This window comes from Bradyrhizobium sp. OK095, from assembly GCF_900109945.1.
Classification (GTDB): Bacteria; Pseudomonadota; Alphaproteobacteria; order Rhizobiales; family Xanthobacteraceae; genus Bradyrhizobium.
On the sequence record NZ_FOBX01000002.1, the window covers coordinates 641562 to 667217 of the forward strand.

Genomic DNA, 25656 nt, shown 5'->3' on the forward strand with positions numbered 1-25656 from the left:
ATCCCTCGAGAGGCCGCGTTCCGCGGCTCCTCGGGATGAGGACCATGCTAGTCCGCATACTTCGCCGCGCGCTTCTCCAGATTGGAGCGCACCGCTTCGGTCTGGTTCGCGCTGCCGATCAGCTTCTGCTGCTCGACGGACTCGGCCAGCAGCGCGGGGCCCGGATCGACCGAGAGATTGTTGAGCAGACGCTTCGCCGCGCGGATTGCATCGGGGCTCTTGCCGGCGATGTCGCGCGCGACTTCAAGCGCTGCTGCGCGGGGATCATCGCAGATCCGCGTAGCGAGGCCATACGTCATCGCCTCCTGCGCGGAGAAGATGCGGCCGGTGTAGGTGAGATCACGCAAAATGTCGTCGCGCACGAGCGAGGCCAGGATCGGTGTGCCCGCCATGTCAGGAACGAGGCCCCATTTGATTTCCATCACTGACATCCGCGCATCTGGCGAGAGGAAACGCATATCGGCACCGAGCGAGAGCTGGAAGCCGCCGCCGAAGGCGACGCCATGCACGGCCGCGATCACTGGAACCGGAAGCTGGCGCCAGCCCCAGACCGCCTGCTGCGCGAAGTTCGCCTGGCCATACGTGCGCGCGGTAAGGTCACGATTTTCGCCACCCGGAATTCCGTTACCGCCCTTCTCCTTCATGGCGGCAAAACGCCCCATGTCGAGACCGGCGCAGAAGGCGCGGCCCTCGCCGGACAGCACGACCACGCGGACGCTTTTGTCCGTCGAAAGCCGCTCGGTTGCGGCGACAAGGGCCTCGAACATCGCCTGATCAAGCGCATTCATCTTGTCCGCGCGCACCAGCCGCACATCGGCGACGCCTTCCGAGATCGAGATCGAGACGCGCTCTTCCATGGATGAATTCTCCCCTGGTTCTTGCCTGTTCTTGTTCGGTGCCGCTTTACAGGAAGCTGACGGCCGGATTTAGTCAATCGACCAATTAACTGACAATCGCTACGGGGGAAACACTCATGTTCAAGGAAAATCTCCTGGCCGGCCGAAACATCCTGGTCACCGGCGGTGGCACCGGGCTCGGCAAGTCGATGGCGGCGCGCTTCCTTCAGCTCGGCGCCGAGGTACACATTTGCGGCCGGCGCAAGATCGTTTGCGACGAGACCGCGACCGAGTTGATGGATCAGTATGGCGGCCGCGTCACCAGCCACGGCGTCGACATCCGCAACGCGCTCGCGGTCGAGGAGATGGTCGAGAACATCTTTCGCGATGCGCCCCTCACCGACCTCATCAACAACGCCGCCGGCAATTTCATCTCGCGCTCGGAAGAACTATCGCCGCGCGGCTTCGATGCTATCGCCAACATCGTCATGCACGGCACGTTCTACGTCACGCATGCGGTCGGCAAGCGCTGGATCGCCTTGAAGCAGCCCGGCAATGTCGTCTCGATCACCGTGACCTGGGTGCGCAACGGCTCGCCCTACGTGGTGCCGTCGGCGATGAGCAAGTCGGCGATCCACGCCATGACGATGTCGCTTGCGACCGAATGGGGCCGCTACGGCATCCGCCTCAACACCATCGCACCGGGCGAAATCCCGACCGAGGGCATGAGCAAGCGCATCAAGCCAGGTGACGAGGCCGGTGCGCGCACCAAGGCGATGAACCCGATGGGCCGCGTCGGCACCATGGAGGAGTTGCAGAACGTCGCGGTGTTTTTGATCTCCGGCGGCTGCGACTGGATCACCGGCGAGACCATCGCCATGGACGGCGCGCAGGCCCTCGCGATGGGCGGCAATTTCTACCAGCTTCGCGACTGGAGCGACGACGACTGGAAAACCGCGCGCGAAAGCATCGTGGCGCAGAACGAGAAGGACCGGGCAAAGCGGGGGTAGTTGTTGTTGACCCGTATTGTCTTTGCCCGCGGATGACGCCACACTCCGCGGCACAAAAACAAGACGTCACGGGAGAGACATGTCCACCACACAGCCATTGGCGAATCTCGCCGACATGGTGCGCGAACGCGCGATGAGCCGCGGCAACGCCACCGCCTACGAGTTCGAAGGCCGCCTCACCAGCTTTGCCGAGTTCGACATCAAGACCAACAAGGTCGCGAATGCGCTTCTAGCGATGGATGTGAAGAAGGGCGAGCGCATCGCCTATCTCGGCAAGAACAGCGACCTCTATTTCGAGCTGCTGATGGGCGCAATGAAGGCCGGCGTGGTGATGGCGCCGGTGAACTGGCGGCTTGCCGGGCCCGAAATTGCCTTCATCGTCGGCGACTGCAAGGCGCCGTTGCTGTTCACAGGACCGGAGTTCATTACGCAGGTCCGCCAGATCAAGGACCAGTTACCCGGGGTGCGCACTGTTATCACCACTGAAGGCGGCGCGCCGGAATGGCGGGATTTTGCAGCCTGGCGCGATGCGCAGAGCGGCGACGATCCCAAGGTTGCGATCGACACCAGAGACATCGCGATCCAGCTCTATACATCGGGCACGACGGGCAAGCCGAAGGGCGCGATGCTGAGCCACGCGAATTTCCTCAATCTCGTGCAAACAGGCAACGCTGCGGATAAGCCCGACTGGAACCGGTGGTCGACCGACGATGTCTCGCTGGTGGCGATGCCGATCTTCCACATCGGCGGCTCCGGCTGGGGCGTGATGGGCCTCTATCACGGCGCCCGCGGCGTGATCGCGCGCGAGTTCGATCCGACCAAGGTGCTGGATTTCTTCGAGCAGTCAGGCATCACAAAACTGTTCATGGTGCCGGCGGCGATGCAGTTCGTGGTGCGGCAGCCGCGCGCGAAGACCGTCGACTTTTCACGATTGAAGTACATGCTCTACGGTGCCTCCCCCATTCCGGCGGCGCTGCTGAAGGAGTGCATCGACATCTTCAAATGCGGTTTTGTGCAGATGTACGGCATGACGGAGACGACAGGCACGATCGTCGCGCTGCCGCCTGAGGACCACGTCGAGGGCCTCGAGCGGATGCGCTCGGCCGGCAAGGCGCTGCCGGGCGTCGAGATCGCAATCCTCGATGCGGACGGCAAGCCGCTGCCGCCGCGCCAGGTCGGCGAGATCGCGACGCGCTCCGGCTCGAACATGGCGGGCTACTGGAATCTGCCCGAGGCAACCGCCTCGACCCTGCGCGGCGACGGCTGGCTGCGCACGGGCGATGCAGGCTACATGGACGAGGACGGCTATCTCTACATCCACGACCGCATCAAGGACATGATCATCTCCGGCGGCGAGAACATCTATCCCGCCGAGGTCGAGAGTGCGCTGTGCGATCACCCCGACGTCGCGGAAGCCGCCGTGATCGGTATCCCCGACGACAAATGGGGCGAGGCCGTGAAGGCTGTCGTGGTGATGAAGCCGGGCAAGAGCGCGACCGCAACCGATATCATCAACTTCACCCGCGAGCGCATCGCCGGCTTCAAGACGCCGAAGAGCGTGGAGTTCTTGCCGGCGCTGCCGCGCAATCCGTCAGGCAAGATTTTGCGGCGGCAATTGCGCGAGCCGTATTGGGCGGGGAAGGATAGAAGGGTGAATTGATCGGGTCGACGACAGTGCCGACGGCCGGGTGCCTCCTCAACCCTTGCGCCCGGTCGCCGGTAGCCAACGACGCCCCCCCATGCATCGTGACAGTCATTGCTGCGAAGGCATGGCGGCGCAAGACAGCGTTGCGCAAAAGCAACATCGACCAAATCTTGCATGTCACCATGTTGGGGCTATTGCACCTAATGGTCGACGCGCATCTAATTACACCCTTAGCTTGAATACTGATACACTGTTGGGGCAGGAATATCGTGTTCAGAATCGATCGCGCGCTTCTCGGAAGCGCATGCCTATTCCTTGCGAGCTGCGGCACTTACGTCCCAGATATTCAGGAGTTCTGGGGCACGACGGACGATGCGACATACAAGGTGAACAAAATCGCCGGGCAAGTGGTTTGTGAATTGCGCAGGGCCGTCCAGCGGGTAGTGAGAGAACCAGGACCCAAACTGGTTCAGACGCCCGGAGGTCCCGCGCCGCCTCCACCGCGAGACCTAAGCTGGTTCATCAACAAATGGTCGGTGCAGGTCACACTCAATCTCAATATTATTGAAAGCAGCACGTTGGCGCCTGGCGTCGCGCTCAATTCGATCTATCCGAGTGGCGTGACCACATTCCGTGGCGCGCCGTCCGTCACCACGCCGCAGTCGTTCTCGCTTGGACTCGGCGGGACCGCCTCGTCCACGGCCACGCGAAACGACAAGCTGAATATGTTCTTTATGGTCAAGGAGCTGCTCAACGGCACGCCTTCGATCGGGATGTCGTGCCTACCACCGCCGACGAACGCCGATCTGTTTCTGGAGAGCGACTTGAAAATCTACGACTGGTTACATGCCGCACTTCTCCCCTATGACGTCAGCATCATCAACTACGCCAACAACACGACAGCGCAGAACGCGATCACACATGACATCAAGTTCGAGATCGTCTCGAATGGAAACGTAAATCCGCAATGGAAGCTCGTGCGATTTAGCGGCAATACGAGCAACGCTCTTCTCGCCGCCAATAGAGACCGAACTCAAGAGTTGATCATCACTTTTGGACCTACGCAGAAAGGCATGTTGGCCACGGCTGCCGCGAATTCTCACCTTGCCACGGAAACCGGCGCGGCGGTGAGTCAGGCAATCCAGAGTCTGCCAAGTCGCTGATCTTCGGCTAGCTCGTCAATCCTACCGCATCTGAGAGGCAAGCATGGCAAAAACTTCTTCAAAGCTTCCCGCTACGGCAAGCCGAGCCAGGAGGGATGGTTATGACAAGGTCAATACTGGACCCAGCGCTAAAGAAAAGAAAAGCTGGGCGATGATTAAACACCGGGGTGCATGGTCGTTCCGAAAGGTTGAGTCAGCCGCGGTCCCGGCTGGGCCGCACACGGTCTGCTACTATGATCCGAATACCGGCGCGTGGGATGATTGCCACACTGTAGAGGGATAGCCCGGTCCGGCGTCCAAAAACTTAGTCCCCGCGGCTTAATGCTTCCCCGGCCCCATATACCCAAACAAGAAACCCGCCACCTTGCGGATCTGGATCTCCTCGCTGCCCTCCGTGATCCGGTAGCGGCGGTGATGGCGATAAATGTGCTCGAACGGCTTGTGGCGTGAGTAGCCCATGCCGCCGTGAACCTGCATGGCGCGGTCGGCGGATTCGCAGCAGAGGCGGTTTGCCCAGTAATTGCACATCGAGACGCGGTCGGAGAGCGTGCGCTCGATCTGCTCCTCGGTGAGCTTGTCCATCTCCCACGCCGTTTTGCGGATCAGCAGCCGCAGCATTTCAGCTTGGGTGGCGAGTTCGACCAGCGGGAACTGGATCGCCTGGTTCTCGGCCAGCGCCTTGCCGAACGGCTTTCGCTCGCGCGCATATTTCACACTCTCGTTGATGCAGTAGACGGCCGCGCCGAGCGAGCTTGCCGCCTGGCGAATGCGGTTCTGATGCACGAAACATTGCGCCAGCGACAGTCCGCGGCCGACCTCGCCGAACAGCGCATCATCCGGCACGAACACATCCGTAAAGCTGACGCGGGGGTGGTCGGTCGGCATGTTGAAGGTCCACATGTACTCTTCGATCTTCACGCCGTGGCTCTTGGCCGGCACCAGCAAACAGGTGATGCCGCGGGCATCGCCGTCATTGCCGCTGGTGCGCGCGAACAGCGCGCAGTGCGTGGCGACGTGCATGCCGGTCGTCCACATCTTCTCGCCGTTGATGATCCAGCCCTTGACGTTGTCGCGGGTCGCGGGCACCGCGCGCGTCTCCATGTGGGTGGCATCCGAGCCGTGATTCGGCTCGGTCAGGCCAAAGGTGATGCGGTACTTGCCCTTGATCGAGCCATCGATCATCGCCTTCTGGTCGTCGCGGCCGTAGCGATCGAGCATGGTCGCGACGGGGAAATTGCCGACGATGGAGTGCTCGTTCTGGAGGTCGTTGTGCAGGCCGAGGCCCTTTGCCGCAAAATGCTCGCGGATCACGGCCATCCACAGGTTGGAACCATCCTTGCCGCCATATTGCTTCGACACCGCAAAGCGCAGATGGCCCGCCTCATCGGCAAGATCCTTTGCCCTGCGCAGCAGCGCTTCCCATTCATGGCGCGGCAAGCCGCCATTCTCGAAATCGGTGCGGGCCCATTCGCGGCGATGATCGAAGAAGCGGATGTTATCGTCGGCCTCTTCTAGCGGCTTGATCTCGCGCTCGATGAAACGGTCGAGCTCTGCGAGATAGGCGACGAGATCGGCTGGCAGTGAAAAATCCACGGTTCTCTCCCGGATGAATTTATCGTTTTGCGTTAAGGCGCTAGGCGCGCTTTTGCTTCGCGCGATTAAGGTGAGAAGAGCACGCGCAAGTCAAGCAAACCGAGACGTGTGAGAGGCGCAAGGCGCGCCCGCGCAATTCGATGGTGTCACAGCGCTGACGCGGGCTAGTATGAAACCAATATTCCTTCACGAGACAATGCGGGAGCGCGCGATGGATCTGAAATTCTCAAAGGTGGAACGCAAGGGGCCGATCACGATCGTCACGCTGTCGCGGCCGGAGGTCTACAACGCGTTGCACACCGATGCGCATTTCGAGCTCCAGAAAGTGTTCGACGATTTCGCCGCGGATGCCGAGCAGTGGGTCGCGATCGTCACCGGCAGCGGCGACAAGGCGTTCTGCGCCGGCAACGACCTGAAGTGGCAGGCCGCCGGCGGCAAACGCGGCTGGGACAAGAGTGGCTTTGCCGGTCTCACTGCGCGATTCGACTGTGACAAGCCGATCATCGCTGCGGTCAACGGCGTCGCGATGGGCGGCGGCTTCGAGATCGCGCTCGCCTGCGACCTGATCATTGCCTCGGAGAACGCGACCTTCGCCCTGCCCGAGCCGCGTGTTGGCTTGGCCGCGCTTGCCGGCGGCCTGCACCGCTTGCCGCGGCAAATTGGGCTCAAGCGCGCCATGGGCATGATCCTCACCGCGCGCCATGTCAGCGCCAAGGAAGGGCACGAGCTCGGCTTCGTCAACGAGGTGGTGCCGCAAGGCGAAGCGCTTGCGGGCGCGCTGCGCTGGGCGGAGATGATCACCAAGAACTCGCCGATGTCGATCCGCGCCTCGAAGCAGACCATCCAGAGGGGGCTTGGCGTGTCGCTGGAGCAGGCGATCGAGGAGCAGCGGGAGTATCCGGCGGTGAAGGCGATGGCGGCCTCGCAGGATTATATCGAGGGCCCGAAGGCGTTTTCGGAGAAGCGCCCGCCGAATTGGGTGGGGAAGTAAGCCGCCCCTCGGCCGTCATTGCGAGGAGCCCTTGCGACGAAGCAATCCAGACTGCCTCCGCGGAAAGACTCTGGATTGCTTCGCTGCGCTCGCAATGACGGCTGATGGAGCGTCGCCTAGCCTCGTCCCAGCTCGCGTTTGTACGACGCATAGTTCGGCTGATCCACCGCGAGCTTGTCCATAGTCGTCGCCCACAGATGCTCGGCGAGGCCCGGCGTTGCGAGATCCGCTTCGCCCTTGGCGATACGCGCGGCAAGCGCACGGTTGAGATCTGTGACCTCGCCGTCGACACCGAGCAGCGCGCGCAACCGCACCACTTCGCTCGCATCACTCCCCTCCTCCCGCGTCAGCTGCCGCATGACCAGGTCGAGGATGTTGACGGCGACGCGCAGCTTGAAGGCCTGGTGACCGCTGATCAACGGCGTGATGTCGTTGCGGAGGAAATCGGCGACTGACTTGGTCAGCTCGACCGGTGTCGGTTCGTCCTGCATGTGTCAGCTCCCGCGCGGCGCCAGCAGCCGCAACAGATCGATCTCGGTCTCGCTAGCGCGGCGGCCGATCATCGCTCGCTCCATCGAATGATCCGGGCCCTCGCGAAACCGCTGCATCATGCCGCCGCACATGATGCCCCAGCGCAGCGTGCCCATCACTTCCCAGAATTTGACGCGCGACGGATCGCATTTGCGGCCCGCGGCCTCGTAGCCCGCGAACAATTCCTCGCGCGAACCAAAGCCGCCGACGGGCTTGTCGATCTCGCCAAACCGCCACGAATTGACGCAAACCCAGCCGAGATCCTCCATGGGATCGCCGAGATGAGCGAGCTCCCAGTCGAGCACGGCGCGAACACCGTCGGCACCGATGATGAGATTGCCGTTGCGGAAATCGCCGTGCACCAGCGTCGTCTCGGCCGACGCGCCGGGATCGTGATCGCGCAGCCAGCGCAGCGCCAGCTCGAATACGGGCTTTGGCCAGTTCAGGCTGCGATAGTCGCGCTCGAACTCAGAGATCTCCTGGGTCGCGTTCCGGCTGCGCAGCTCCGGCAATTTGTCGAGCGGCAGCCTGTGCAGCCTCGCAAGCACGCCGCCGATCTGACGCGCGAGATGCGGCCGCGCCGCCGCGTACTCGTCGTCGCGAAGAATCTTGCGGGCGATGGTCTCGCCCTCGACCCGCTGCATGATGAAGCCGGTGCCGAGATCTTCATCCGGCGTCAGCACATGCATCACGCGCGGCGACGGCACGCCAGCCTCATAGGCGAGCTGCATCAGCTGGGCTTCGGCGGCGAGCCCCGCCGCGCGCGTTGGGGCTGCGCCATAGCCCTTCGGCGAGCGGCGCAGGATCGCGCCGATCGGCCCGTCGGGATGCGCGATGTCGAAGCGCCAGGTCTCCTGACTGGCGCCGCCCGACAGCTTTGCAGCGCCAGTGACACTGGTCGCACCCGGACACCAGCGCTGCGCGCTGCGAGAGAGTTCCGCCTCGATCATTTGCCTTTGAACTGCGCCGGGCGCTTCTCGAGGAAGGCGCCGACGCCTTCACGGAAATCATCCGTGTCGCCGGCGCGAAGCTGGCACTGGAATTCGAGGTTGAGCTGGTCCTCGAAGGAATTTTCCGGGCTGTCCCAATAGAGCTTGCGGATCAGCGACAGCGCGACCGTGGGGCCGCTGGCGAGATCGCGCGCGAGCTTCATCGCCTCCTCCATCAGCACGCCGTCGTCGTAGACGCGATTGATGAGGCCCCATTCCAGCGCCTTCTCGGCCGGCAGGCGCTCGCCCATCAGCGACAATTCGATCGAGCGCGCCCGGCCGACGAGGCGCGGCAACAGCCAGGTCGAGCCGCAATCCGGCACGAGGCCGATACGGCGGAAGGCCTGAAGGAAGTAGGAGGAACGCGCGCATAAAATCATGTCGCCGAGCAGCGCGAAGCTCATGCCGGCGCCGGCGGCCGGGCCATTGACCGCGGTCACGATCGGACAATGCAGATTGCGGATGCGGCGCAGGAACGGGTGAAAGCCGGTCTCCAGCGTCAGGCCGGCCTTGGTCTTCTTCGCCTGGTTGTTGCGGCCCTGGAGATTAGCACCGGTGCAGAACGCCCGCCCCGCGCCGGTCAGCACGATGCAGCGCACCTCGTCCTTCTTCTCCTCGATCGTATCGAGCGCCTCGGCGAGGCCGCCGAGCATGTCCATGGAAACCGCGTTCATCACCTCCTGATGGTCGAGCCTGAGGATCGCGACCGAGCCATCAAAATCGAGCGTGACGTGTTTGAACTGCATGGTTTCCTCGTCGGTTGCAGCCAGCGATGTTTCGCAGACCGGAATTCATTTTGCCAGGGCGCGCATATTTGATTTTTGGCGCAGTCTTGTCCATGGTGGCGAAAGCATACCCCACCGTCATATCGCATGATCTTGCGCGCACCGGCTGACGCGCGGCATACCAAGATGCCTTGCCAAAATATCCTGCCAAGAACCCTTGCCAAAAACAGGAAACGCGCCATGAACCTTTTCGACCTCACCGGACGCGTCGCCGTGATCACCGGCGGCAATGGCGGTATCGGGCTCGGCATCGCGCAGGCGCTCGCCGGCCAGGGCTGCAATGTCTCGATCTGGGGCCGCAATGCTGACAAGAACAGGATTGCTGCCGCGAGCATGGCGGGGCTGTCAGGCAAGGTCGACGCCCGCGTCTGTGACGTCACCGATCCGACCTCGGTCAACGCCGCGATGAAGGCGACGCTCGACACATTCGGCCGGGTCGACGGCTGCTTCGCCAATGCGGGCATCGGCGGCGGCGGCCGGCGCTCCTTCATCGAGCGCACCGAAGAGGAATGGCGCACGATGTTCGCAACCAATCTCGACGGCGTGTTTCACGCCTTCCAGGCCGCAGCAAGACACATGACCGAGCGCGCCGATGCCGGCGATCCCTTTGGCCGACTGGTTGCGACCTCGAGCCTCGCCTCGATCTTCGGCACCGCCCGCAACGAGCATTACGCGGCAACCAAGGCCGCGATCAACGCGCTGGTGCGCGCGCTTGGCGTCGAGCTCGCCCGCCACGGCGTCACCGCGAATGCGATCCTGCCCGGCTGGATCAAGAGCGATATGACCGCAGGCATCATGGGCAACGAAAAGTTCGTGGCGAACGTGATGCCGCGGATTCCGGTGCGCCGCTTCGGCGAGGCATCCGATTTCGGCGGCATCGCGGTGTATCTCATGAGCAAGGCGTCGTCGTATCACACCGCGGATACGTTCGTGATCGATGGCGGCTATACGGCGTTCTGATTCTCGTAGCCCGGATGGAGCGTAGCGCAATCCGGGAACTGCCAAAGCAAGCAAGACCCGGATTTCGCTACGCTCCATCCGGGCCACAAATCATAATGAGGGGATAGGCAAAATGTTTTCACACATCATGATCGGCACCAACGACCTCGACAAGGCCAAGGCTTTTTACGACAACCTTCTCAGCACGCTTGAGGTACGCCCGGCCAAGGTCGATGGCCACCGCATCTTCTACTTCACCAAGACCGGCGTGTTCTCGGTGACGACGCCGATCAACGGCGAGCCGGCAACGTGCGCGAATGGAGCCACCATCGGCTTTGCCGCCAACTCGCCTGAGCAGGTCGACAAGTGGCACGCCGCCGGCATGGCCGCCGGCGGAACGCCGATCGAGAATCCGCCCGGCATCCGCGAGGGCGCTGGGAATAAGCTCTATCTCGCTTATTTGCGCGATCTCGACGGCAACAAGATCTGCGCGATGCATCGGATGCCGAGCTAGTTACGCGCGCTGCTGTCATGCCCCGGCTTGGCCGGGGCATCCAGTACGCCGCAGCTTCTCGATTCAATCGCTGCCGTCTCTGAATACTGGATCGCCCGGTCGAGCCGGGCGATGACAGCAGAGAGCGTGGTGGGTACTCCGACCCTGCGATCTCATTCAAACAACATTTCAAACACCTCGCGATATTCCATCGCGTGGCATGGCTTGCGTGAAAAATGCGCGCTCGCACTTTGCCCGCGCTGCGACTATTCTCCCGGCCAACACGATCTCATCGCCCCCCGGGAGGAACAATGACAAAACACGCCTACATACCCCGCACCACCAACTACACCCTCAACCCCGGCGACGAGCTCAACGACCTCCGCATGTCGGACCAGGTCCGGCCGCTCTACGATCACGTCAGGAAATTCATCCGCGAGACCGTCGAGCCGATGTCGATCGAATTCGCCAAGGCCGGCGAGAAGAAGGAAGACCGCTGGAGCTTTACGCCGAAGCAGCTCGAAGTGCTCGAGGTCGCCAAGAACAAGGCCAAGAAGGAAGGCCTCTGGAATTTCTTCCTGCCCGATGACGACACCGGCCAGGGCCTGAAGAACCTCGACTACGCCTATATCGCTTCCGAGCTCGGCAAGAGCCCGCTGGCCTCCGAGAGCATGAACTGCTCCGCGCCCGACACCGGCAACATGGAGGTGCTGGAGCGCGTCGGCACCAAGGAGCAGAAGGAGAAGTGGCTGAAGCCGCTGATGAACGGCGAGATCCGCTCCGCCTATGTCATGACCGAGCCGAACGTCGCCTCCTCCGATGCCAAGAACATCTCGACCAGTGCAAAGCTCGTCGGCGACGAATGGGTCATCAACGGCGAGAAGTACTACATCTCCGGCGTCGGCGACCCCCGTTGCAAGATTCTCATCGTGATGGTGAAGACCAATCCGGATGCCGCGCCGAGCAAGCAGCAATCGCAGATCCTGGTACCGCGCGACACGCCCGGCGTCGAGGTGCTCGGTCCCATGTACGTGTTCGGCCAGGACCACGCCCCGCGTGGCCACATGCACATGCGCTTCAACAATGTTCGCGTGCCCAAGGAGAACATCCTGCTCGGCGAAGGCCGCGGCTTCGAGATCTCGCAGCTGCGTCTCGGACCCGGCCGCATCCATCACTGCATGCGCACCATCGGCAAGGCCGAGAAGGCGCTTGACCTGATGGTGCAGCGTGGCCTCACCCGCGAAGCCTTCGGCAAGAAGATCGCCCATCTCGGCGGCAACATGCAGATCATCGCGCAGGCACGCTGCGAGATCGAAGCGATGCGGCTGATGGTGCTGAAGGCCGCCAAGGCCATGGACGTGCTCGGCAACAAGGAGGCCCGCGTCTGGGTCTCCATGGTCAAGGCCATGGTGCCCGAGCGCGCCTGCAAGATCATCGACCAGTCGATCCAGATGCACGGCGCCACCGGCATCTCGCACTGGACCCCGCTCGCGGAGATGTATCAGGACGTCCGTCATCTGCGCTTTGCGGACGGTCCGGACGAGGTGCACTGGATGGTCGTGGGACGCCACGAGCTGAGCATGGCGTAAGGTCTCTCCTCTCCCTCTCCCCGTTCTTACGGGGAGAGGGGTGGGGTGAGGGGCCTCTCTCCGCGCGTGAGATCACCGAGAGACCTGTACCCCCTCACCCGAATTCGATCTCTCCCCGCAAGCGGGGCGAGGTAAGAAAGCAAGCTCTCTTCTCCCACGGAGCGCCCATGGAATACGCCGCCAGCGACCTGACGCCACGCGAGCGCTACAAGGTGCTGACGTCGTTCATCCTGCCGCGGCCGATCGCATGGGTGACCTCGGTCGGGCCGACCGGCGTGGTCAACGCGGCGCCGTTCAGCTTCTTCAACGCGTTCTGTGAGGATCCACCGCTGTGCATGTTCGCGGCGAACCGCAAGCCGAACGGCCAGGACAAGGACACCTTCCTCAACATCCAGCGCACCGGCGAGTTCGTGGTCAACCTCGCCGACGAGCCGCTGGCGAAAGCGATGCATGAGTCGAGCGGCGACTTTCCGCCTGACGTCGGTGAGCCCGACTATCTCGGCTTGAAGCTCGCGCCCTCAAGCAAAATCGCCGTGCCCAGGCTCGCCGACACGCCCTGGGCGATGGAATGCAAGCTCTGGAAGATGATCGACGTCAACGATGATCGCCGGCTGATCATGGGCGAAGGCATCCACTTCCATATCCGCGACGAGCTATGGGACGACAAGGCGATGCGGGTGCACATGGACCGCTATCATCCGATCGGCCGCATGTTCGCCGACCGCTATTGCCGGACGGATGACCGCGTGGTGTTTCCGGCGGCGGAAGGGGCGAAGAAATCGTAGGGCGGATTAGCGAAGCGTAATCCGCCGACCTACTCCAACAAGAGTGGCGGATTACGCCTGCGGCTAATCCGCCCTACGCCCTCACGTCGCGGCCTCGACCTTGTCCTGCGTCTTCGTCTCGAAATCACTTGCGTCGTGGCGCTCGTGGAGCTGACTTGCGGGATCGCCGGAGACGCGGTTGACCATGCGGCCGCGCTTCACGGCGGGGCGCTGCGCGATCTGATCAGTCCAGCGCTGCACGTTCTTGTAGTCCTGCACCGACAGGAATTCGCCGGCGCCGTAGACCAGCCCCTTGGCAAGCGCGCCGTACCACGGCCACACCGCCATATCGGCGATGGTGTATTCTTTGCCGGCGAGGTACTCGTTGTCGGCGAGGCGCCGGTCGAGCACGTCGAGCTGGCGCTTGACCTCCATCGCGAAGCGGTCGATGGCGTATTCGATCTTGAACGGCGCGTAGGCGTAGAAATGGCCAAAGCCGCCGCCGAGATAGGGCGCGCTGCCCATCTGCCAGAACAGCCAGGACATGGCATCGGTGCGGGCCTTGATCTCCTTCGGCAGGAAGGCACCGCCGAACTTCTCGGCGAGGTAGAACAGGATCGAGGCGGATTCGAACACGCGGATTGGCTCCGGACCGGAGCGATCCATCAGCGCCGGGATCTTGGAGTTCGGGTTGATGTCGACAAAGCCGCTGCCGAACTGGTCGCCATTGCCGATCTTGATCAGCCAGGCATCGTATTCGGCGCCCTTGTGGCCGAGCGCCAGCAGCTCCTCCAGCATCACCGTGACCTTGACCCCGTTCGGCGTCGCCAGCGAATAGAGCTGCAGCGGATGCTTGCCGACCGGCAGCTCCTTGTCGTGGGTCGCGCCGGCAATCGGCCGGTTGATGCTGGCGAACTGGCCGCCGTTCTCCTTGTTCCAGGTCCAGACTTTGGGCGGTACGTAAGGGGCGTCGGTCATGCGGGGGCTCCGGCGAAAAGATGCGCCTGCATTAATTAGCCCGCTGACGGCCGATGACAAGCCCTGCCGGCTCTGCGTCCGGCGCGGGCCTCAGACCCGCGTCATGCAGCCTTGACCTTGCCGAGAAAGTCCTGGACCAGGGAGCGCATCTGGTCGGCCTCGCGCGACAGTGATGTGGCCGCGGACAGCATCTCCTGCGCGGCGCCGCCGCCGGACCGTGCCGACTGGCTCACCCCCTCGATGTTCTTGGTCACCGTTCCGGTGCCGGCAGAGGCCTGCTCCGCGTTGCGGGCGATGGCCTGCGTTGCCGCGCCCTGCTCTTCGACCGCGGATGCGACCGTGGTGGAGATCTGGCTGATCTCCTGGATGGTACCGCCGATCGCGGTGATCGCATCGACCGCCTGCGCGGTCGCCTGCTGCACCGAGGCGATCTGCTGGCTGATCTCGTCGGTCGCCCGCGAGGTCTGGGCGGCAAGGCTCTTCACCTCGTTGGCGACGACCGCAAAACCTCGGCCCGCATCGCCGGCCCGCGCAGCCTCGATGGTCGCATTCAGTGCCAGCAGATTGGTCTGGCTGGCGATCTGGTTGATGAGGTCGATCACCTCGCCGATCCGGCGCGCTGCCTGCTGAAGGCCACCGACGATGTCGTTGGTGCGATTGGCCTGGTCCACCGCCTTGTGGCTGACCTGGGAAGCGAGCGAGACCTGCCGGGAAATCTCGTGGATCGAGGAGGTCAGCTCCTCGGCGGCGGAGGCCACCGTCTGCACGTTCGCCGAGGCCTGCTGCGCGGCCGCAGCCACCGTCATGGCCTGCTCGCCGGTCTGGCCGACGGTCGACGACAGGCCGCCCGCGGTCGCTTGCATGCGGCTCGCCGCATCGGCGACGCCGCCGATGACGGAGCTTGCCGCCACATCGAACGCCTGCGCCAGCCCCATGATGTAGGCGGCATGACGCTCCTTGGCCTGCCGTTCCTCTTCCTGTCGCGCGCGCATCTGATCGGCGGCGATCATGCCCTCCTTGAAGACGAGCACCGCGCGGGCCATGGCGCCGACCTCGTCGCGCCGCGCCGTCGCCGGCACTTCGGTGGTGGTGTCGTTCTGGGCGAGCCGCCCCATCGCCTTGTCGAGCGCGAGCAGAGGCTTTCCGATCGCCGAGCGCAGCACGAAGCCGGCCGCGGCCGCGGCCGCCATCATGACCAGCAGCACGATCACGATGACAGCGCGCGCGTTGTCGTAGGTCCATTCCGACGCGGCGACCGAGCGGCCGGCGCCGTCGGTGTTGACCTTCACGAGCTTGTCGGCGTCCTCGAGCAGCTCGCGAAACTGGTTTCTGCCGGCGAAGAAGCTCTCGCGGGCGCCTTCGGGATTGCTGGCCAGCAGGTCCAGCGCCTTGTCCGTTTCCAGGAAGGCGGCGTAGTGCCCGCTGAGCCGCTTGAGCGCTGCCTGCTCCTCCGGCGAGGTCACGAACGCCTCGTAGGATTTGAGGCTGTCGGTCACGGTCTGCTCGATCTTGCGCAGGGTCTGGCGGATTTCCTCGCGATCGCCATCCTTGGCCATCAGCACCGAGAGCTGGTTGGTCCGGATGCGGGCGATCTGGTATTGCAACCCGCGAGCCTTGTCGACGCTCGGGAGCCAGTTGCCGGACAGCTCACGCGCCGCGCCGTGCAGGTCCGCTAGCGATTTGAGGGCGAAGCCGCCGAGCACGACCACCAGCAGAACGACTGCCGAAAATGTAAGCAACAGCTTGCGCCCAACAGACATGTTGTTGAACCAAGCCATCGCACTCTCCATTCCAGATAGTCATTCCGCGCCTGCGCGCGTTTGTTGTAACGGAATCGACTTACCGAATAATTACGTGGTGGCGGACAGCTCCGCAGAAATATCGGGCATCCGGAAATACGCGCGACGCCGGCGCTATATTGTTTCCCGATGTTGCTGCAATCCCGTCTCGGCGGCCCCCGCAACCTCACCTGACACCAGCCTGCGCGGCCGCGCTTCGGCCTCCATCACAAACCCCTCATAGCCCTTCGCCGCGACCTCGTCGCAGATCCGGCGATAGACGCCGACGCCGCCGATATAGGGCATGAAGATGCGCGGCTTGCCGGGGATGTTGGCGCCCATGTACCAGGAATTGGCCTGCGGATAGAGCGTGCCGTGGGCGACCTCGTTGACATGCGCCACCCATTTGTCCTCGGCGTCCCTGCCCGCCTCCATGGTGGCGAGCCCCTGCTCGCGCATGTGCAGGAGGCAATCGGCGATCCAATCCACATGCTGCTCGATCGACACGATCATGTTGGAGAGCACCGACGGGCTGCCGGGGCCGGTGATGATGAAGAGGTTCGGAAAGCCGGCGCTCATCAGGCCAAGATAGGTCTTCGGCCCCTCCTCCCATTTCTGGTTCAGCGTCTCGCCGCCGCGTCCGCTTATGTCGATCTTCGCAACGGACCCGGTCATGGCATCGAAGCCCGTGGCCATCACCAGCGCGTCGACCTCGTGGTCCACGCCCGCGACACGCACGGCATTCGCCGTGATCTCCTCGATCTGATTGGTCTTGATGTCGACCAGCGAGACATTCGGCCGGTTGAAGGTCGCGAAATAATCGGTGTCGATGCAGATGCGCTTGGTGCCGATCGGATGGCTGTTGGGCTGGAGCAGCTTTGCGGTTTTGGGGTCCTTCACGATCTCGGCGATCTTGTCGCGCACGAAGTTCGCTGCGGTGTCGTTCGCGGACCGCTGGAGGCCGAGATTGTTATAGACATACATGAAAGTGAGACCGCCACGCTCCCAGCGCGCGGCGTACTTGCCGTTTCTGGTCTCGTCGCTGTCGTCGAGCGCGCCGCGATCGGGTTGCTCCGCGAAAATGCCGTTGCGCGCGACCTCACGCGCGAACTGGCGGATCTCCGGATATGTCTTGCGAAACGTCTCACGCTCCTCATCGGTCAGGGCGGCGTTACGGGCGGGGATCGAGAAATTCGCCGTGCGCTGAAACACCGTGAGATGTTTTGCTTGTTCGGCGATGACAGGCGTCGACTGGATGCCTGACGATCCCGTGCCGATCAGGCCGACGCGCAGGCCGCTGAAGTCGACATCCTCGTGCGGCCAATTGCCGGTGTGATAGACAGGGCCTTTGAAGTTTTCGAGGCCCTTGATGTCGGGCTTACGCGCATTCGAGAGACAGCCGGTCGCAAGCACGATGAACTGTGCTTGCACCGTCTTTCCGTCGGAGATCGTCACCGACCAGCGCTTCGCGAGCTCATCGAACACGGCCCGCTCGACGCGCGTGTTGAACTGGATGTCGCGACGCAGATCAAAACGGTCGGCGACGTGGTTGGCGTACTTCAAGATCTCTGCTTGCGGTGCGTACCGCTCGCTCCAGTCCCATTCCTGCTGAAGCTCTTCCGAGAACGAGTAGGAATACTGCATGCTCTCGACATCGCAGCGCGCGCCAGGATAGCGATTCCAGTACCAGGTGCCGCCGACGCCGCCGCCCTGCTCGTAGACACGCGCCGAGAAGCCGAGCCCGCGCAGACGATGCAGCATGTACAGGCCGGCGAAGCCTGCACCGACGACGACCACGTCGCAGGTTTCGGTGGCTTGGGCCGGGCTCGATTGCACTGGCGACATCGGCTGGCGCTCCCTCGTTGTTTTCTGTTGTTGTGAGCCAGCATTCTCTCGCGTCCGCCAAAGCGCAAGAGGCTTATCGGCGGCCGCTGCCCGGCTTATTTTGCGCGACGGAATGGCTCATCATACGACGTGACGCCTGCACGCAAGATGCGCGCGGGAATCCGGCATGGCATCGCAAATGACGATGGGCTAGCGTCGTCGCGACGGCCGCCGGGAGAGAGCCATGAAATCGCCGATCTGCGACATGCTGGGCATCGAGTTCCCGCTGCTCGCCTTCAGCCATTGCCGCGACGTCGTCGCCGCCGTTAGCCGCGCCGGCGGATTCGGCGTGTTAGGTGCAACCGTGCACACGCCCGACACCCTTGAGCGCGAGCTGAAATGGATCGACGACCACGTCGACGGTAAGCCCTACGGCATCGACGTGCTGATCCCTGAAAACATGTCGACCGCAGGTGAGAAGGACGTCACCTGGAAGAGCCTGGAAGCACGCGTGCCGCAGGAGCACCGCAACTACACGCGCGACCTGCTCAAGAAGTACGACATCGAGCTGACCACGACTGATGTTGCCGACAACCAGCCACAACCATTCGACGCCAAGACGGCACTCCAGCTGCTCGAAGTCTCCTTCAATCATCCGATCCGCCTGATCGCCAATGCGCTTGGCGTGCCGCCGCAGGCGATGATCGAAATGGGCAAGAAGCACGGCGTGCCCGTTGCGGCGCTCGTCGGCGCCAAGGAGCACGCGCTGCGGCAGGTCGCGGCCGGTGTCGACATCCTCGTGGTGCAGGGCACCGAGGCCGGCGGCCATTGCGGCGAGGTCTCGACCATGGTGCTGGTGCCGGAGGTGATCAAGGCAATCAAGCCGATCCGCGACGTGCCTGTGCTGGCGGCCGGCGGCATCATGACGGGACGGCAGATGGCGGCCTGCATGGCGATGGGGGCGGCGGGCGCCTGGACCGGTTCCGTGTGGCTCGCCACCGTCGAAGCCGAGACCACCGAGATTTTTCGCGAGAAGATGATCGCGGCATCTTCGCGCGACGCGATCCGCTCCAAGGGTCGCACCGGCAAGCCGGCACGGCAACTCCGCTCGGTCTGGACCGACGCCTGGGACCGTGCGCCGGAGAGCCCGGGCGCGCTGCCGATGCCGCTGCAAAGCATCATCAGCCGCGACGCCTTCAACTCGATCGACCGCGCGGCGGCGAGCGGCAACGCCAAGGCGCGTGATCTCGTCAGCTACTTTGTTGGCCAGGGCGTCGGCCTGATCGACAGCGTGAAGTCGGCAGGCGCCGTGGTCCAGGAGTTCAAGGAAGAGTTTGCCGAAGCCGTCGAGCACATGAATGCGCTGGTGGCGGAGTGATGGTGTGTGTGGCCCATCCTTCGAGGCTCCCGGCGCGATGCTTTGCATCGCGCCACTCGCACCTCAGGATGACGCTTCCCCCGTAGCCGTCACCCTGAGGTGGCCGCTTCTTCAGCGGCCCTCGAAGGGAGACGGCGTGCCCAAGATCTGAAAACGCGAAGCAAGAGCGACATGACAAAGTCCCCTATCCCCGAAGACCGCATCCCCGTCATCGTCGGCATCGGCGAGATCGTCGACCGCCCCAAGGAGATCACCGAGGGCCTCGAGCCGCTCGATCTGCTTGAACGGGCACTGCGCCGTGCAGAACAAGATGCCGGCGCAAAACTGCTTGGCGCGGTGCAGTCGCTCGACGTCGTCAACTTCCTGAGCTGGCGTTATCGCGATCCCGAAAAGCTTTTGGCGCAACGCCTCGGCATCTCGCCTGCGCACTGCTATTACGGCCCGGTCGGCGGCGAGAGCCCGATCCGCTTCATCCACGAAGCTGCCAAGCGCATCGCACGAGGTGAGTGCACCGTGGCGGCAGTCTGCGGCGCGGAGGCGCAGTCGACCGCGACCAAGGCCGATCGCGCCGGCATAAAGCTGCCCTGGACGCCGTTCGCCCATGACGTTGAGGAGCCCAAGCGCGGCGCCGCGTTCCAGAAACCTCTGGCGGTAAAGCTCGGCGTGTTCCGCCCCGTCACGGTCTATCCGTTCTACGAGGCCGCCTCTTCCGCGCATTGGGGCCAGACACCGCGCGAAGCGATGGCGGAATCGGGCACGCTGTGGTCGCGCTATTCGGAAGCTGCCGCACAAAATCCAAACGCCTGGCTGAAGCGGCGCTATGCACCGGATGAGATCACGACGCCGACCGCGGACAACCGCCTCATTGCATGGCCCTACAACAAGCTCATGGTCGCCAACCCCAGCGTCAACATGGGCGGCGCGCTGCTGCTCACCAGTCTCGCCAAGGCGCGGGCGGTCGGCATCGCGGAGGACAGGCTGGTGTATCCGCTCGGCGGCGCCTCGGCAGAGGAGCCGCGCGACTATCTGCTGCGCGACCAATTTTATGAGAGCCATCCGCAGAACGCGGTGCTGAAGGCGGCGATGGATCTCGCCGGCGGCGACGGCAAGACATTCGACGCGATCGAGCTTTACAGCTGCTTTCCCTGCGTGCCCAAGATGGCACGGCGGACGCTGGGCCTTTCCGCTGACGTACAGCCGACGGTGACCGGTGGCCTGACCTTCTTCGGCGCGCCGCTCAACACCTACATGACGCATGCGGCCTGCGCGATGGTGCGGCGGGTGCGCGACGGCGCAAAGCTCGGCCTGCTCTATGGCCAGGGCGGTTTTGTTACCAAGCATCACGCACTGGTGGTGTCGAAAGCGCCGCCGGGTCAAGCACTGGCGCAGGAGACAAGCGTGCAAGGCGAGGCCGAGCGCAACAAGCGCGCGGTGCCGGAGTTCGTCACGGATGTCTCAGGCAAGGGCAAGGTGGAGAGCTTTACCGTGCTCTACGGCCGTGGCGGCGAAGCCGAGCACGGCGTGGTGATGCTGCGGACGGAAGACGACCAACGCACGCTGGCGCGGATTCCGGCAAGCGACACGGCGACGCTGGCGCAGCTGCTGAATATGGATCGCACGCCAGTTGGCTCGCTCGGCGAGATCACGATGAGCGCGGACGGTGTACCGGAGTGGCGGGTGGCATAGCTCTCGTGTCCCGGACGCGGCGCGGCATACAATGCCGCTCCGCAGAGCCGGGACCCAGAAGGCAACACGGCACCGTACGGAGAGATGTGCCCCGGCTCAGCAGCGCATCACTTCGTGCTGCGCCGCGTCCGGGGCACGAGACCGCCTCAGCTCTTCGGCGCCTGCTTCTCTGACGCCGTCGCCGGCTTGCCCTTGGCACCGGGGCCGGTCACGCGGACCGCATCGCCGTCGGAGAGGCCATCCGGCGGGGCGGTGATGACGCGGTCATCTGCTGCGATGCCCGAGGCTAGCTCGATCTCGCGGCCGAGGTCGCGGGCGATCGTTACCGGTTTGAACAGCACCTTATCGTCCGCACCGACCGTCGCAACGCGCAGGCCGCTGCCGTTGAAGATCAAGGCGCTGGCGGGGATGCTGAGCGGCGCGGAGTCGCGCTGAAGGTTCAGCTTCACGCTGGCGTAGCCGCCGGGCATCAGCTCGCCACTCGAATTGTCGAGGCCAAGCTGCATCCGCGTGGTGCCCGAGGCGACATCGACGGCCTGCGAGGAGGCTTCGACCGTCGCCTGGAAATTCCGGTTCGGATACTCCGGCAGCGCGATGGTGGCCTTGGCGCCGAGCTTGATCGCCGGCACGTAGTTCTGGGGCACGTTGATGTAGACGCGCAGCTTGGTGATGTCGGAGACCACGAACATCGCCGGACCCGAGCCGCCGCCGGAATTGATCAGCGCTCCGACGTCGGTGTCGCGTGCGGTGACCACGCCGTCGAACGGCGCGGTGATCTTCTTGTAGCCCGCCAGCGCTTCCAGCCGCTCGACATTGGCCTGGCCCGAATTGACCGCGGCGTTCTTGTTGGAGAGGTCGGCCGAGCGTTCGTCGATTTCCTGCGCGGAGACGAAGTTGGAGGCGACCAGCGTCTTGCGCCGGTTCAGCGTAGCTTCCGACAGCCTGGCGCTGGACTGCTGGCTGACGAGATCGGCGCGAGCCTGCAACAGCTGCTGATCGAGGTCGGGCGCCTCGATCTCCGCAATCACCTGACCGGCCTTGACGCGAGCGCCCATGTCGACGCTCCAGCTCTTCAGGTAACCCGAGACGCGGGCGAAGATCGGCGCGCGGTAATAGGCCTCGAGCCGGCCCGGCAGATCGATCGTGGAATTGAGGGACTTGGCGTTGGGCAGGGTCACCGCGACGCTGGGAACGGCCTGGTCGTCGGTCCATTCCTTCAGCTTGGAGCCCTGGTCCTCACGGGCGCGGATGCCGGTGCCGACCACGAGGCCCGCCGCAATCAGCGCCACCACGCCAAGAATGCCCAGTTTCCGGTGCGACACCGGGGAGCGGGGTTCAGTGGGCGACATACGGAGTCTCCAGGGAGGCGGCGGCTTTGGCGCCTTGTTTCTTGTGTACCATACTGAACACCACGGGAACAAACATCAGCGTGGCGAAGGTTGCAAAGATCAGGCCGCCGATGACGGCACGGCCGAGCGGCGCGTTCTGCTCGCCGCCCTCGCCCAGCCCCAGCGCCATCGGCGCCATGCCGATGATCATGGCGAGCGCGGTCATCAGCACCGGGCGGAACCGGACGAAGCCGGCTTCCAGCGCAGCCGCAATGGGATCGCCGAGCTCCTCGTAGCGCTCGCGGGCAAAGGTGATCACGAGAACGCTGTTGGCGGTGGCGACGCCCATGCACATGATGGCGCCGGTGAGCGCCGGCACCGACAGCGTGGTCTGCGTCGTAAACAGCATCCAGACGATGCCGGCGAGCGCGGCCGGGAGCGCCGTGATGATCACGAACGGGTCGGACCACGACTGGAAGTTCACGACGATCAGCAGATAGATCAGCACGACGGCCCCGAGCAGGCCGAACAGCAGGCCGGTGAAGGCGCTGTTCATGGTCTGCACCTGGCCGAGCAGCACCACGGAAGAGCCCTTCGGCACCTCCTTGGCGGTATCGGCGATCACCTGGCGGATATCGTTGGCGACCGCGCCGAGGTCGCGGCCCGACGTCGTGGCAAAAATCTGTACCATCGACTGGATGTCGTATTGCGACACCACTGCGCTCGACACCGAGCGCTTGATGTCGGCGATGCCGCCGAGGATCGGCGACTGCGCGTTTCCGGCCGCCGTGATCGGCAGCGTCTGCAGCGCGCTGAGCGAGTCGATCTGGTATTGCGGCGTCTGCATCACGATCGAATAGGACACGCCGTTGTCCGGGTTGAGAAAGTAGGTCGGCGCGACCTGCGAGGAGCCGGCGAGATTGACCACGAGGCTGTTGGTGACGTCGCGCTCGGTCAGGCCGACAAATTGCGCGCGGGTGCGGTCGACATCGATGTTGAAGGTCGGGTTGTTTGGCGACTGCTGGATGCGCGCATCGGCGACGCCGGGAATCTTGCGGACCTTCGCCAGCAGATTGTTGGCGTAGGCAAAATTGGCGCTGATATTGGCGCCGCGGATCTGAAGGTCGATCGGCGCCGGTGCACCGAAATTCAGGATCTGGCTGACGATGTCGGCCGGCAGGAAGGAGAAGCTGACACCCGGGAACAGCCGCGGCAGCTGCTCGCGCAGCACGCGCACATGCTCTTCGGTCGGCTTGTGGCCTTCCCTGAGCTTGATCTGGATGTCGCCGTCCTGCGGGCCGATCACGCCGGTGTTGTTGTAGGTCATGTTGATGCCGGAGATCGGCATGCCGATGTTATCGGTCAGTGTCTCGATCTCGCCCGGGATCAGCTTGCGGACCACCTTCTGCACGTCGGCGAGCTGGTTGGCGGTCTCTTCGACGCGCGTGCCAACTTGCGTGCGGACATGCATCAGGATGTTGCCGGCGTCGACCGCAGGGAAGAAGTTGCGCCCGAGGAACGGCACCAGCGCGAAGGACGCGCCGACCACGCTGAGGAATCCGATCACGAACACCGCGCGGTGCGCGAGCGCGAGCCCGAGGAAGTTATGGTAGCCGCCGCGAATGCGCTCGAAGCGAGCCTCGAAGCCGCGCTGGAACCAGACCAGCGGATTACGCGACTTCGGCGGCTCGCCGTCGTGATGGACGTGCGGCTGCAGAAGGTAATTCGCCATGGTCGGCACCAGCGTGCGCGACAGGATGAACGACCAGATCATCGCGAACATCACCGCTTCCGCCATCGGCACGAACAGGAAGCGGGCGACGCCGGTGAGGAAGAACATCGGCACGAACACGATGCAGATGCACAGCAGCGAGACGAAGGCCGGCGTCACGATCTGGTTGGCGCCATCGAGGATCGACTGCTCGACCGGCTTGCCCTGCTCGAGATGGTAATTGATGTTCTCGATGGTCACGGTGGCATCGTCGACGAGGATGCCGACCGCGAGCGCGAGGCCACCCAGCGTCATGATGTTCAGCGTCTCGCCGATCGCCGACAGCATGATGATGGCGCCCAGCACCGACAGCGGGATCGAGACCGCGATGATGACGGTCGAGCGCCAGCTGCCGAGGAACAGCAGGATCATGACGCTGGTCAGCAGCGCCGCGATCACGCCCTCGACGGCAACACCTTGAATTGCACCGCGGACGAACACCGACTGGTCGCCGATGAAGCCGATCTTGAGCGCATCCGGCAGCTGGTCCTTGACGTCGATCACCTTCTGCTTGATGCCGGCGATGATATCGAGCGTCGAGGTCGCGCCCGCCTTCAACACCATCATCAGCACCGAGCGGTTGCCGTCGACATGAACGATGTTGGTCTGCGGCGGATTGCCGTCACGCACGGTCGCGACGTCGCGCACATAGACCATGGCGCCATTGACGGTCTTGATCGGCAGATTGCCAAGCTCATCGATCTTGAGCGGCGAGTTGTTGAGCTGGATGTTGTACTCGAAGGTCCCGATCTTCTGGGTGCCGACCGGCGTGATCAGGTTCTGCGCGGCCAGCGCATTGGCCACGTCCTGGCCGGACAGGCCGCGGGCCTGGAGCGCGGTCGGGTCGAGATCGATCTGGATCTGGCGTTGCTTGCCGCCGAACGGATACGGGATCGCAGCGCCGGGGACGGTGACCAGCGGGGTACGCAAATTATTGATGCCGATGTCGGCGAGGTTTTGTTCGGTCAGGCCATCGCCCGACAGCGCCACCTGGATGATCGGTACGGTCGAGGCGGAGTAGTTCAGGATCAAGGGCGGCGTCGCACCGGGCGGCAGCTGCTTCAGCAGCGTCTGCGAGATCGCGGTGACCTGCGCATTGGCAGTGCGGATATCGACGGTCGGCTGGAAGAAGATCTTGACGATGCCGAAGCCGTTATAGGAGTTGGCGACGATGTGCTCGATGTCGTTGACCGTGGTCGTCAGCGAGCGCTGGAACGGTGTGGTGATGCGGCCGGACATCTGATCCGGCGGCAGACCGGTATACTGCCAGACCACGCCGATCACGGGGATGCGGATCTCGGGAAAGATGTCCGTCGGCGTCCGCAGCGCCGCCAGCGGTCCGATGATGAGGAGCAGCAGCGCGAGCACGACAAACGTGTAGGGTCGGCTCAGGGCAATACGGACCAGAGCAATCATTCGTCAGGTAATTCCAGGTCAAGCGAGGATGCGGAATCCGCCCCAACGGGGATTCCCTCTTCCCCTTTACCTGAGCACCGCCGGAAACGCTAACATCCGGCGGATTGCCCGCATTCACTTCCCTGCTACCGCACTGCGAAATCTACATCGCAGCCATGCAGCCGAGCGC

Annotated in this window: 20 protein-coding genes; 10 read left to right on the top strand and 10 right to left on the bottom strand. The window is 63.7% G+C overall.

Features of this window, described 5'->3' with window-relative positions:
* Positions 1–47: 47 nt before the first annotated feature.
* Positions 48–857 (bottom strand): crotonase/enoyl-CoA hydratase family protein, encoded by an 810-nt coding sequence (locus BMW89_RS07945; protein WP_092024344.1) that lies wholly within the window; start codon positions 855–857, stop codon positions 48–50.
* A 116-nt stretch (positions 858–973) separates the two neighbouring features.
* Between BMW89_RS07945 and BMW89_RS07950 the strand changes: the two genes are divergently transcribed.
* From BMW89_RS07950 to BMW89_RS07960, 3 genes are all read left to right on the top strand, one after another.
* Positions 974–1846 (top strand): SDR family oxidoreductase, encoded by an 873-nt coding sequence (locus BMW89_RS07950; protein ID WP_092024345.1) that lies wholly within the window; start codon positions 974–976, stop codon positions 1844–1846.
* 79 nt (positions 1847–1925) lie between these two features.
* Positions 1926–3506: a fatty acid--CoA ligase gene (locus BMW89_RS07955; RefSeq protein ID WP_092024346.1), complete on the top strand. Its 1581-nt coding sequence runs from the start codon at positions 1926–1928 to the stop codon at positions 3504–3506.
* 254 nt (positions 3507–3760) lie between these two features.
* Positions 3761–4654 (top strand): hypothetical protein, encoded by an 894-nt coding sequence (locus BMW89_RS07960; protein ID WP_143062727.1) that lies wholly within the window; start codon positions 3761–3763, stop codon positions 4652–4654.
* Positions 4655–4972: 318 nt separating this feature from the next.
* Here the strand turns inward: BMW89_RS07960 and BMW89_RS07965 are convergent, their stop codons facing one another.
* Entirely contained in the window at positions 4973–6247 is a 1275-nt protein-coding gene (locus tag BMW89_RS07965; RefSeq protein WP_092024348.1) for an acyl-CoA dehydrogenase family protein, read from the bottom strand.
* 211 nt (positions 6248–6458) lie between these two features.
* Between BMW89_RS07965 and BMW89_RS07970 the strand changes: the two genes are divergently transcribed.
* Entirely contained in the window at positions 6459–7238 is a 780-nt protein-coding gene (locus BMW89_RS07970) for an enoyl-CoA hydratase-related protein (RefSeq protein ID WP_092024349.1), read from the top strand.
* A 116-nt stretch (positions 7239–7354) separates the two neighbouring features.
* Here the strand turns inward: BMW89_RS07970 and BMW89_RS07975 are convergent, their stop codons facing one another.
* From BMW89_RS07975 to BMW89_RS07985, 3 genes are read right to left on the bottom strand one after another with little or no spacing between them, the layout of a single operon-like run.
* Positions 7355–7729, bottom strand: a complete 375-nt coding sequence (locus BMW89_RS07975; protein WP_092024350.1) for a DUF6285 domain-containing protein — start codon at positions 7727–7729, stop codon at positions 7355–7357.
* A gap of 3 nt (positions 7730–7732) precedes the next feature.
* Positions 7733–8719, bottom strand: a complete 987-nt coding sequence (locus BMW89_RS07980; RefSeq protein ID WP_092024351.1) for a phosphotransferase family protein — start codon at positions 8717–8719, stop codon at positions 7733–7735.
* Positions 8716–9504 carry an enoyl-CoA hydratase/isomerase gene (locus BMW89_RS07985; RefSeq protein ID WP_092024352.1) on the bottom strand — a complete coding sequence of 263 codons (789 nt, stop codon included), beginning with the start codon at positions 9502–9504 and terminating at the stop codon, positions 8716–8718. Before BMW89_RS07985 ends, BMW89_RS07980 begins: the two co-directional genes overlap by 4 nt.
* 219 nt (positions 9505–9723) lie before the next feature.
* Between BMW89_RS07985 and BMW89_RS07990 the strand changes: the two genes are divergently transcribed.
* The 4 genes from BMW89_RS07990 to BMW89_RS08005 all read left to right on the top strand — a co-directional run bounded on the left by BMW89_RS07990 (position 9724) and on the right by BMW89_RS08005 (position 13349).
* Entirely contained in the window at positions 9724–10503 is a 780-nt protein-coding gene (locus BMW89_RS07990) for an SDR family NAD(P)-dependent oxidoreductase (RefSeq protein ID WP_092024353.1), read from the top strand.
* 112 nt (positions 10504–10615) lie between these two features.
* The gene (locus tag BMW89_RS07995) at positions 10616–10996 is read left to right on the top strand and encodes a VOC family protein (RefSeq protein ID WP_092024354.1); all 381 of its coding nucleotides are present in this window, start codon (positions 10616–10618) and stop codon (positions 10994–10996) included.
* Between the two features lie 290 nt (positions 10997–11286).
* A complete protein-coding gene (locus BMW89_RS08000; protein WP_092024355.1) occupies positions 11287–12564 on the top strand; it encodes an acyl-CoA dehydrogenase family protein in 1278 nt (425 codons plus the stop codon).
* A gap of 167 nt (positions 12565–12731) precedes the next feature.
* Positions 12732–13349, top strand: coding sequence for a flavin reductase family protein (locus BMW89_RS08005; RefSeq protein ID WP_092024356.1), 618 nt, complete (start codon positions 12732–12734; stop codon positions 13347–13349).
* 81 nt (positions 13350–13430) lie between these two features.
* Here the strand turns inward: BMW89_RS08005 and yghU are convergent, their stop codons facing one another.
* The 3 genes from yghU to BMW89_RS08020 form a co-directional block, all read right to left on the bottom strand.
* Complete coding sequence (yghU, locus tag BMW89_RS08010; RefSeq protein WP_092024357.1) at positions 13431–14306, bottom strand: glutathione-dependent disulfide-bond oxidoreductase; 876 nt, start codon at positions 14304–14306, stop codon at positions 13431–13433.
* Between the two features lie 101 nt (positions 14307–14407).
* A complete protein-coding gene (locus BMW89_RS08015) occupies positions 14408–16084 on the bottom strand; it encodes a methyl-accepting chemotaxis protein (RefSeq protein WP_092024717.1) in 1677 nt (558 codons plus the stop codon).
* A gap of 135 nt (positions 16085–16219) precedes the next feature.
* Positions 16220–17929, bottom strand: coding sequence for a flavin-containing monooxygenase (locus BMW89_RS08020; protein ID WP_092024358.1), 1710 nt, complete (start codon positions 17927–17929; stop codon positions 16220–16222).
* A gap of 223 nt (positions 17930–18152) precedes the next feature.
* Here BMW89_RS08020 and BMW89_RS08025 point away from each other — a divergent pair, with 223 nt between their 5' ends.
* Positions 18153–19286 carry a nitronate monooxygenase gene (locus BMW89_RS08025; RefSeq protein ID WP_092024359.1) on the top strand — a complete coding sequence of 378 codons (1134 nt, stop codon included), beginning with the start codon at positions 18153–18155 and terminating at the stop codon, positions 19284–19286.
* A gap of 171 nt (positions 19287–19457) precedes the next feature.
* Positions 19458–20972, top strand: coding sequence for an acetyl-CoA acetyltransferase (locus BMW89_RS08030; protein WP_092024360.1), 1515 nt, complete (start codon positions 19458–19460; stop codon positions 20970–20972).
* 146 nt (positions 20973–21118) lie between these two features.
* Here the strand turns inward: BMW89_RS08030 and BMW89_RS08035 are convergent, their stop codons facing one another.
* On the bottom strand, positions 21119–22321 hold the full coding sequence (locus BMW89_RS08035) for an efflux RND transporter periplasmic adaptor subunit (RefSeq protein ID WP_092024361.1): 1203 nt from the start codon (positions 22319–22321) through the stop codon (positions 21119–21121).
* Positions 22308–25487: an efflux RND transporter permease subunit gene (locus BMW89_RS08040; protein ID WP_092024362.1), complete on the bottom strand. Its 3180-nt coding sequence runs from the start codon at positions 25485–25487 to the stop codon at positions 22308–22310. The genes BMW89_RS08035 and BMW89_RS08040 overlap by 14 nt, the downstream gene beginning before the upstream one ends.
* Positions 25488–25656 lie beyond the last annotated feature (169 nt).